The organism is Bartonella sp. TS25HLJMH, from assembly GCF_042193505.1.
In the GTDB taxonomy this organism is placed as follows: domain Bacteria; phylum Pseudomonadota; class Alphaproteobacteria; order Rhizobiales; family Rhizobiaceae; genus Bartonella; species Bartonella grahamii.
The window spans coordinates 1-8,567 of sequence record NZ_JBHILV010000015.1; the positions used below are offsets into that span (position 1 = coordinate 1).

Annotated in this window: 9 protein-coding genes; 6 read left to right on the forward strand and 3 right to left on the reverse strand. The window is 38.5% G+C overall.

Going from position 1 to position 8,567, the window contains the following annotated elements; all coding sequences use genetic code 11:
* Positions 1 to 1,605 precede the first annotated feature (1,605 nt).
* Both ACFINF_RS06950 and ACFINF_RS06955 read right to left on the reverse strand, forming a co-directional pair.
* Positions 1,606 to 2,121, reverse strand: coding sequence for a short-chain dehydrogenase (locus ACFINF_RS06950; protein ID WP_375620242.1), 516 nt, complete (start codon positions 2,119 to 2,121; stop codon positions 1,606 to 1,608).
* 18 nt (positions 2,122 to 2,139) lie between these two features.
* Positions 2,140 to 2,703 (reverse strand): NADPH-dependent FMN reductase, encoded by a 564-nt coding sequence (locus ACFINF_RS06955; RefSeq protein WP_375620243.1) that lies wholly within the window; start codon positions 2,701 to 2,703, stop codon positions 2,140 to 2,142.
* Between the two features lie 483 nt (positions 2,704 to 3,186).
* On the opposite strand from ACFINF_RS06955, the gene ACFINF_RS06960 reads away from it, so the two are divergent.
* The 6 genes from ACFINF_RS06960 to ACFINF_RS06985 all read left to right on the forward strand — a co-directional run bounded on the left by ACFINF_RS06960 (position 3,187) and on the right by ACFINF_RS06985 (position 7,263).
* Positions 3,187 to 3,330, forward strand: a complete 144-nt coding sequence (locus tag ACFINF_RS06960; protein WP_375620244.1) for a hypothetical protein — start codon at positions 3,187 to 3,189, stop codon at positions 3,328 to 3,330.
* Positions 3,331 to 3,608: 278 nt separating this feature from the next.
* Positions 3,609 to 4,166 carry a hypothetical protein gene (locus tag ACFINF_RS06965; protein WP_375620245.1) on the forward strand — a complete coding sequence of 186 codons (558 nt, stop codon included), beginning with the start codon at positions 3,609 to 3,611 and terminating at the stop codon, positions 4,164 to 4,166.
* A gap of 56 nt (positions 4,167 to 4,222) precedes the next feature.
* Positions 4,223 to 4,384 carry a hypothetical protein gene (locus tag ACFINF_RS06970; protein ID WP_375620246.1) on the forward strand — a complete coding sequence of 54 codons (162 nt, stop codon included), beginning with the start codon at positions 4,223 to 4,225 and terminating at the stop codon, positions 4,382 to 4,384.
* Positions 4,385 to 4,814: 430 nt separating this feature from the next.
* Positions 4,815 to 5,003, forward strand: a complete 189-nt coding sequence (locus ACFINF_RS06975; protein WP_375620247.1) for a hypothetical protein — start codon at positions 4,815 to 4,817, stop codon at positions 5,001 to 5,003.
* Between the two features lie 709 nt (positions 5,004 to 5,712).
* Positions 5,713 to 6,090, forward strand: coding sequence for a hypothetical protein (locus ACFINF_RS06980; protein ID WP_375620248.1), 378 nt, complete (start codon positions 5,713 to 5,715; stop codon positions 6,088 to 6,090).
* 9 nt (positions 6,091 to 6,099) lie between these two features.
* A complete protein-coding gene (locus tag ACFINF_RS06985; protein WP_375620249.1) occupies positions 6,100 to 7,263 on the forward strand; it encodes a DUF6990 domain-containing protein in 1,164 nt (387 codons plus the stop codon).
* Between the two features lie 470 nt (positions 7,264 to 7,733).
* Here the strand turns inward: ACFINF_RS06985 and ACFINF_RS06990 are convergent, their stop codons facing one another.
* Positions 7,734 to 8,057, reverse strand: a complete 324-nt coding sequence (locus tag ACFINF_RS06990; protein WP_375620250.1) for a hypothetical protein — start codon at positions 8,055 to 8,057, stop codon at positions 7,734 to 7,736.
* Positions 8,058 to 8,567 lie beyond the last annotated feature (510 nt).

Below are 8,567 nucleotides of genomic sequence, written 5' to 3' on the forward strand. Positions count from 1 at the left end.
AACAGGTTTTGGCTGTTTATCGGAGGCTTCCTGTTTTCTGTGAATTTGCAAAATCGTAAAAACGTGAAACTGTAACGTCTAGAACGTGTGATTGGTCAAGAGCCGTGAGGGTTGTGAGGCGGTTTGGGAGAAGAGGGTGCCAATGGAGATGCAAAGGTTGGATTGTGAAATGCGTCATTGGAATAGGGGGAGTTTTGTGAAAGGGAAGTGTGTGTGGAATGGTGTTAAAAAGATAAGAAAAATAAAGCGCGCGTGTGGTGCTGTTATTTCTTTTATTAAGCGTTTGATCTCGTATTACAAGGTTACGAAACAATTAAATGCAGCGCTGAAAAAGCGCATGTAGTGCTCGTGTCATGGGGGAGGCATAAGTTTTAGATCATGCCATTGCTTCATGGCTTGGGAGGAGGGCATCGATTGTTTTTCTCATTTTACGCTGATCTCTGGGGGAAAAGAGCTGATGGCAATGAATAGGCTGATGATAGGCTTGTAACAGGTTTTGGCTGTTTATCGGAGGCTTCCTGTTTTCTTTGAATTTGCAAAATCGTAAAAACGTGAAACTGTAACGGCTAGAACGTGTGATTGGTCAAGAGCCGTGAGGGTTGTGAGGCGGTTTGGGAGAAGAGGGTGCCAATGAAGATGCAAAGGTTGGATTGTGAAATGCGTTAAAATTGAGAGAAGTTTTTCGTATCTTTGGTATCTTGTATATGATTAGTGAGTTTTCCTTATAAGGCTTTAAATTTAGCTGAATTCACCACTTTTTTGAGTTTAATGGCTTGAAAGTTCACGGTTCTTTATTTTACGTTTTCTTATTTGCTGTCGTAAAATGCATTTAAAGCAAGTATGCTTGCTAATTGTGTTTTCTATCGGTTTTTTCTTTTCGGTTTATTGCGATAATTTTTTATCATGTTGACTCTATGAGGGTGCTTTTTGCACGCTGACTGTAAGGGTGCCTAATTTTCATTCGGTTCTGATATGGTGCTTTTTATAATATATCATCCCATGATGTCATAAAATTCTGTTTTGATATAAGCTTTCTTGGTATGTTTAAGTGTTGTTTTAAGAAGCGTGTTGAAATTTCTTTAAAAAAGTTTGTCGCGTATGAGTATTATGGGAAGATTATGAGCGGGAAGTCAACTCGAACCTGCTAAAATTTGGACTGTTGAAAGAGAAGTTTTTCGTGGGAACCTTACGTTTTTTAGAAATCATCGTTCTTTGAGGTGTGGAAAGAAAGGTCAGCTTTAAAATAGACAAAAAATTCTAAACATAATTTGCTGTTTTAAGTTTTATGCCATAATGCTGCCCCTTAAGATAACGCCCCATAAGATTATGTTCTCTAAGTTGCGTGAGAGGGAATAAACCGTGAGAGGGAATAAGCCCGTGTGAAGATCATAAACCGTCAGAGGGGGATAAGCCTGTGTGAGAATGGTTTAAAAAAACGCTTGGTTCTGGGGCTGTTGATATAAGGATGCTGTTTAGAGGCGGTAAGGGAGGGGGATTGTTCGTTCGCAAAGCCTATGATGTAAAGAGTATGGGATACTCAAGAGGAAGTTCGGGTATGGATAGAGATTGAAGGGGCGTTGCTTCTTTGCAAAGCATAGGTATTGATCATAAGTTTTGTTTATTCATATGGTTTTTTATGGCATCCAGTACCTGTTGGCTTATCTCCTGATGGGTCAGCCATCGTGAACCTTTTGGTGTTGTTTTTTGTCCTAATCGAATGGGGATAAAATCAACCTTATTTTTGCGCGCACACTCGAGGATCATTTGATCATGCGTGTTGGAATTAAAAATATGAAGAATACAGGGTGGTTTAGGCAAAAGAGCTAACTGCTCAATTAATGCGCAAGAAAATGCATGGGCGGGCGAATGAATCCATAATATGCAATATTTTAGATCATGCCATTGCTTCACAGCTTCTAAAAATTGTGCCTTTGATGCGGCACAATCATAATCCAACGGCACGCACAATTGTTTGTTGTGCAATGCCTCAAGCTGGACTTTATGTGAAAGAAAGCGTGCAACAATAATCACTTCTTGCGGTTCTAGTGATTGACAGAAAGGGGCAAGCATCCCGGTACCCCCTACCACTAAATAACGATAGTGTGCATCCTTTTTTTTCATGCCCCCTCCCTCTTTGCTTTAAATCACACTTCGTTGCTTTAAAAATGTACACATTTCATCAGCAAGCCTTTCACAACGGGTTTGTACCTCTTCACTTATAACTTTCCAAGTACGTCCTTCATCATCTGAGGAAAAATCTTCGTTGGAAGAGGCGATTTGACATTGGAGTGTATAACCATAAAGCGTGTGCACCACCGGCACTAAATGCTCACACGGTTGTGCGCATTTTTTGGCGGTACTCCCATGAGAGATAAGCCCAACAGGTTTATTTAAAAAGGCATTATAAGCTAAATTATCAAGAGCATTCTTTAAAACACCTGAATAAGACCCTTGATAAACGGGGCTTGCTAAAATAATACCATCAGCCGCTGCAATGGTTTTTACAAACTCACGAACCGCAGCATTTGGATTAGCCTCAACCTGATGGTGATAATCTGGATCTGTCATCGGTAAGGGCTGTTCACGCAAATCAACCCACTGAAGTGATGCACCCCGTTTCATGAGGCAATCCGCTAAATAATTGGCTAAAGTTCTTGTTAAGGAAGGTTGACGCACAGACCCCAAAATAATTGCTATATTCAATAGGATTCTCCTTTATCTTTTCCAGACAAGCCTATAACGCAAGGCTTAAAAAGAATTGTGAGTAAAATGACGCGTATCATTATGCTGTTTATAAGGAGCAGTTGTGATGATACCGCATAGTTATAGAATCAGTCCATGCTAACAAGATTGTTGACAAAACAACACCTCAAACTTGTAAGGGAATGTTAGTGCTTTCATTAATATTAAAATGCTTGATCTCAAGAATCGCGGCTGTCTCTCTGTCTTAGAAGCACTTCTATGAATATATTCTGAGCTATTGGCTTGCAAGATCCTCAATGAAAAAAAGGAAGATATCGTCATATTTTGATTTATAATAATCATTGATCTTTTTTAATTGGAATAAGAGTGTTGTGAGATTTTCTCATTTCAAATGCTCTTATTGCGCAATCATTTGCGCATCAATGGAAGTTCCTTTTTTCATGTCTTAAGTGGGGGCAGAAAACAATTGAGAAAAGAAAAAAAATGCCTCTATCGTTTCAAGTAATAAGGGCTATCGTAGAGGAACGAGTATGGCTTGTTGCAAGGGAGGGTAAGACTATTATAGAGGCAGCAGGGGGAGCGATAGCGCCGGATTACACTTTGTTATTGAAACAATGGTGGGGATAGATTTTATAGTAAGGGGGATATATTCATGAGGGCGCTATTGTTATCCTCTTCATGGGTGCTGTTCGTGAAATGGGGTGTGTGCGCGTTGGTTTGCAAGTGTTGAGAGATGTTTCTTTAAAACAAGCACGTGAATTGGCAAAAGTATTGGCAACATAAATATGCAATACGAGTGTTTTCTGGGGTGTTTTGTTTAACGACAATGGACGAAATTTTATTTGAGAGCTTATTCGTGTTCTCATAAAGTTAGGGACAAAAAGTTGTATAAAAAGGAAGAGAAAATGAAGGGGGAAAATTCCACATTTTATAACAAACTGTGCTCTTTTGTTTTTGGAAAATCATTTCGTTCTTATAAAGACCATATTATCATTTGTCTTATTTCTATCATTATTGGGATAGGTCATAAAGCTCTTTTGATCCCATTAGAATCCAAGTGGTCGTTGAGTGTATCGCAGGATAGCGCTCTTTTGGCGCTCTTTGTTCTGCGTGAAGTTATCATGGTGTGTGTTGTTGCCTTGATGCCTGTTTTATTGGTGCTTTATCTCATCTTAACGTATTTGTTGAAAAAAAAGATTCAGCAGTTCGAAGAGGCTATACAGCAACGGGATCACACAACCGATCAACAAAATAATCCGGTAAAAAAGGATAGAGAAAAAATAAGCAGTTTTTTTATCGTATTCCTTTGGTTGATATTTCTGCTGGAAGTCTTTTTTCCTGCGAGTGTTGTCATGATCATTTTGGAATTTTATTATTTTGTTTTCAAGCGCGTGAGAACGTATTGTAGAGTAAAACGGGAATTAAAACGCATAAGAAAAGAGCGCGATAAGGCGCTTTTGTAGCTATAGTGAAGGGGGAAGAGGCAATGTTTGGAAGCTCGTGACACAAGAAGAGGGGATTGGTTGGAAAATCATCAGACAAAGAGGATAAAGAAGCCTATCAGGTTTGTAATGAGGAGGATGCTCTTATCATTTGGAAGAGCAACTGCGCTTTTAGAAAGTTGGGGTTTTTTGTTGAAAATAAGGGAAGTGTCATGCATCGTACTTTTAGTGGTGCTTAAAAGAGCGGGCATGAGATAAAGAAATGCGGTTTTCATAAAAAAAGGAAGAGCAATGAAGTGGAAAAATTCAGCATTTTGTAATGAACTGTGCTATTTTTTTAGGAAAGAGTATTTTTCTGCGCGAGAGTATGTTGTCATTTGTTTCCTCTCACTCATTATTGAGTTGTGCAACAGGATTTTCTTTTTCCCATCCTTAGGGAGCAATGGGGAATGGACAGGGTGGCAGGATACACCCCTTTTTCTCTCTCTGTGTGCGTTTTGGAAAGTTATTACAGTGTGTGTTTGGGTCTTGTTCCCAGTTATGTTGATACTCTGCATCATATTGTGGCGTTTGTTGGTAAAAAATACTCGGAAATTGAAAGAAATAAACCAGCAACGGGGTAAAATAACCGATCAAAAGGATAGGTATAAAGAAAAAGTGAGGTGGAAAATGGACAATATTCTTGTCGGGATATTTGGTCTCTTGCTTATATTCGTGACAGTGTGGGTTGCTTTTATTCCCATGATGATTTTGGAACTTTATTATGGTGTCTTTAAGCAGGTGAGAACGTATTGCTGTTTAAGAAAAGAACTGAAAAGCGTCTTGCAAGAACAGGATACAGCGCTTGAGAAGTCATGAGAGGGAAAAAATAATGAAAAAATTATGAGAGATTCAACATTTAAAGGGATTGCTCTCTATACCATTTTGCTTCTGTTATGTTTTGGTGCTCTTTATGGGTTGTCCGTAAACATTGCTCTAAGGAGCAGTTTGGGTGGCTTTGAGTGGAAGAAAAGCCGATTATGGATCATTGATTATGGGCCATTATTGATTAAAGCGTTATTACATGAGAGCGTAGGGTTTAGAGCTTAGAGTGAGCGCTTGGGACTTACTTTATCGTTTGAAATGTGAGGAAGGAACGGTTTTGCTCGTAGGGGGGCGCGGTATATGGGTTGTTTTCGTATTTTTAGGCGCTTTGTTCACTCAAGCTTTGAAATGAATCCTATTGAAGTGGGGATGCAGGGGCATTTTTTTGGAAATAGGAGAATTTTTTGGAAAAAAGCTGAATTGTGACTATCGGTTACAGATTGGCGCGGTTTGAAAATCTTCATTGTTTGAGATGTGAGGAAGGTAAGAGGGGCCCAAGGTAGCACGGAATATTATAATTTTTATTATGACGCAAACCATAACGGCCTGTGTACTTTTCTTTATTCTGGTGATATTTGGGTTTTGCATCATCATAATGCGTAAATTGGAAAAAAAGATCTAGAAACGAGAAGAGGCAATCTCTGTGTGAGAGCAAATAAGCTCTCTGTCGCACGGGTCTTTTCAAAGAGTGAGAGGGGAATACATGAAGGAGCAAAATTGGACATCAGAGCAAGAAACGCATAAAAGAGCGCATTCTTTTTCGCTCCAGCAAGCGTTTCTTTCAGCAAAGGATTATAAAGTTATCTTTGCTACTGCTGTTCTCATTATCATCTGGAGAATGATTCTAGAAATACCAGATGTATTAAATTGGCAGCTGACAGGGTGGCAATATATTGTGCATGCCGTTCTCTTTAAAACGACGGTCGCCATAACGGTCTGTGTCATTATTTTTATTCCGGTTATGTTACGGCTTCGCACCAAAGTGACGTGTGAGTTGCAAAAAAATATTCAGAAACTAGAAGAAGCAATCTCTGTAGGAGAGCACATAAGCTCTCTGTCGCACGGGCTTTGTAAAGACTGAGAGGGGAAAATGAACAGTGATCCTATAGCCGTACTTCTATTAGATCCCGAGTTCTGGGTATTTATTGCTATTTTCATGATCATTATCATGCTTGTTGTGGCTCTTTATACCTCTGTCTTCAAACGGATGAAAATGAATTTCCAAGTGAAAGGCGCGCTGGAAAGAGTGCTTAAAGAAAATGATCTTGCAACGCAGCAGTTTTGGAAAGACGAAGCCGTGGTGCAGGAGAGGCGTTTGCAACTAAAGGAAAAAGAGTTCTCTGTCGATTATGATGATGATGAAATTCTCACGATAGAAAGTGCAACAGGGCTTTTAAGAAGCTTGGGATGGTCGGTGGAAATCGAGGGAAAAGGAGATTATTTGGCAACCCTCTTTTTACCAGATCGTGAAGTGCAGTTTCTTTATAACGAGAAACGAGTGGAAGAATTTTCCCCCTTTGATCGTGGACTTTTAATTATGAGCGGTATTTTTGCTGCGGCTTGTCAGACGATTAATCCTCATAATTCTGGGGTTTTGCCAACGGTATTTATGAACTTTGTGCCCAATGGATTGGAAATTTTTGAAGAAAAAGTGAGCGCCCAGCGTTTAAAGAAAGCTCTCGATAAAACTTTAAAATGGACAATGGAAGATGATTCTTTGCATGAAATGTTTCGCTCTCAATATAGTCTTCCCCCTTGGGAAAAAGACTCTTTATCTTGGGCACTGGGTGATGAAGTAGAGTTCGCACCTTATGCTTTGCTGCATCTTGCAGCTCTTGCCTTGCTGGGTGATGTTGAGACTTTAGCTTCTTATGACGAAAGTTTTACGGCAGGGGAAAAGCTTGGCTTTGATGAAACCATTGAAAAAGTTCATTTGGAACGCGCGATAGTGATTGCTCAAGAAGTGAAAAGGGAAGGAAAGTTCAGTTACGATCTTCTGGAACGGGTTGCTGAGAAGTGGTCTATAGCCATGGACTATCAGCTTTTCAGAGTAAGATCTCCTAATACGTGTAATCAAAAACGAGATTTTCATAAAAAATTAGTTGAGGAGAAAAAACAAGAATTAAGGGAACAAGGATTTGAAGGGGTGAGTGATGAACAGTTCGTGTTTGAAGCAGAGGGGGTAAAATATTCTCCTGATATTACTTATATTAAAGATGGTAAAATCGCATTTATGGATATAAAAATTGATTAGTTTACTCTTCTGTTAAAGAAAAGCACTATGATTGAGACGCTTTCACACCAGAGCAAAATAAAGTGCTCGAAAAATCAAGAATAATAGCCAAGATTTTAAAAAATAGACTGAAAATGGTTTGATCCTCAAGAATAGGGGAGAAAAATCGATTATAAATTCTGCTATCTTCTTAAAGGCGGTCTCTTTTTTGTTAGAAAATGCTCATAGATTATCGCTTATTCAAGCGCTATGAGGGAAGTCTATTAACTAAAGTGGTATGAGAGGGGGGAGCTTAGGGGGATAGCCCTCATTATTTGAGATGTGGGACAAGTAAAAAATGTCATTTTTGAAGGCGGTGATATTTAGCCAATAAAAATAAAAACATTGGAAAAATTAAACTAAAAAAGGCCCCATTTTAAAAGGGCCTCTTTATTTAAATTTTACAATATATACAAAATGTATATAACCTTATTTTAAGAAATTTTTGTATCTTATACTCTAGCGGAAACCAATTGTATAAAATATATAATAATTGATCCTAAAAAACCAGCTATTGCATTCAATAAACTTTTTCCTTTTTCGTATATATCGTTTATTGATGCTTGTTCTGATGCGCTTCTATTACTGACTCTCAGTATATTCAATGTATCCGATGTGTCCCTTACTTGTTTAACAAACTGTAAATTTGTTTTCTCGACAGTATAAGGTGCAACAATAGGAGAGGGTTGTTTATTGACTATACGATCAGATTTTTGAATCGCGAGAGCTAAACCACTTGTAATTGCCCCCGCTATGAAAAAATATCTGATATTCATAGTTTTTCTCCTATATTTATTTCGATAAATAAATATCGATACGTATCATATATAAAATTGATTTGAATAACTATAGTAAAAATACAACAGTCACAAAAAAGAATAAAGTTTGTCTACATTTTGACAAAATTTACCCTTAATTGCCTTAATGAATTCTTTTAGATTCGATTTTATGAAGGCGTAAAAAAGTTTGAAAGCTCTGTAGGGAAGTAGAATCCCATAAGATGGGTGATACAATAGTAGCTAGCAAACATCTTTTTTGTGTCTTTGACTAAGGATTCATAAAATGAGGGTTCATAAGAATGAGATGCGATGAAAGTTAAGTAAAACCCGTTGAGGGGAAGGATGCACTCTTTTGAGGGCTGGAGTGCATCCTCTACAGTTTGGATGCTGCCTTATCAAGGGTTGAGCAGTATCCCGTTGAGGGGAAGGGTGCACTCTTTTGAGGGCTGGAGTGCATCCTCTACAGTTTGGATGCTGCCTTATCAAGGGTTGAGCAGTATCCCGTTG

What these genes read in the sequence shown, in the direction of transcription:
- ACFINF_RS06965 (WP_375620245.1), top strand. Translation starts at nt 3,609, where the DNA reads ATGAAGGGGGAAAATTCCACATTTTATAACAAACTGTGCTCTTTTGTT.
- ACFINF_RS06950 (WP_375620242.1), bottom strand. Translation starts at nt 2,121, where the DNA reads ATGAAAAAAAAGGATGCACACTATCGTTATTTAGTGGTAGGGGGTACC.
- ACFINF_RS06960 (WP_375620244.1), top strand. Translation starts at nt 3,187, where the DNA reads ATGCCTCTATCGTTTCAAGTAATAAGGGCTATCGTAGAGGAACGAGTA.
- ACFINF_RS06985 (WP_375620249.1), top strand. Translation starts at nt 6,100, where the DNA reads ATGAACAGTGATCCTATAGCCGTACTTCTATTAGATCCCGAGTTCTGG.
- ACFINF_RS06990 (WP_375620250.1), bottom strand. Translation starts at nt 8,057, where the DNA reads ATGAATATCAGATATTTTTTCATAGCGGGGGCAATTACAAGTGGTTTA.
- ACFINF_RS06975 (WP_375620247.1), top strand. Translation starts at nt 4,815, where the DNA reads ATGGACAATATTCTTGTCGGGATATTTGGTCTCTTGCTTATATTCGTG.
- ACFINF_RS06980 (WP_375620248.1), top strand. Translation starts at nt 5,713, where the DNA reads ATGAAGGAGCAAAATTGGACATCAGAGCAAGAAACGCATAAAAGAGCG.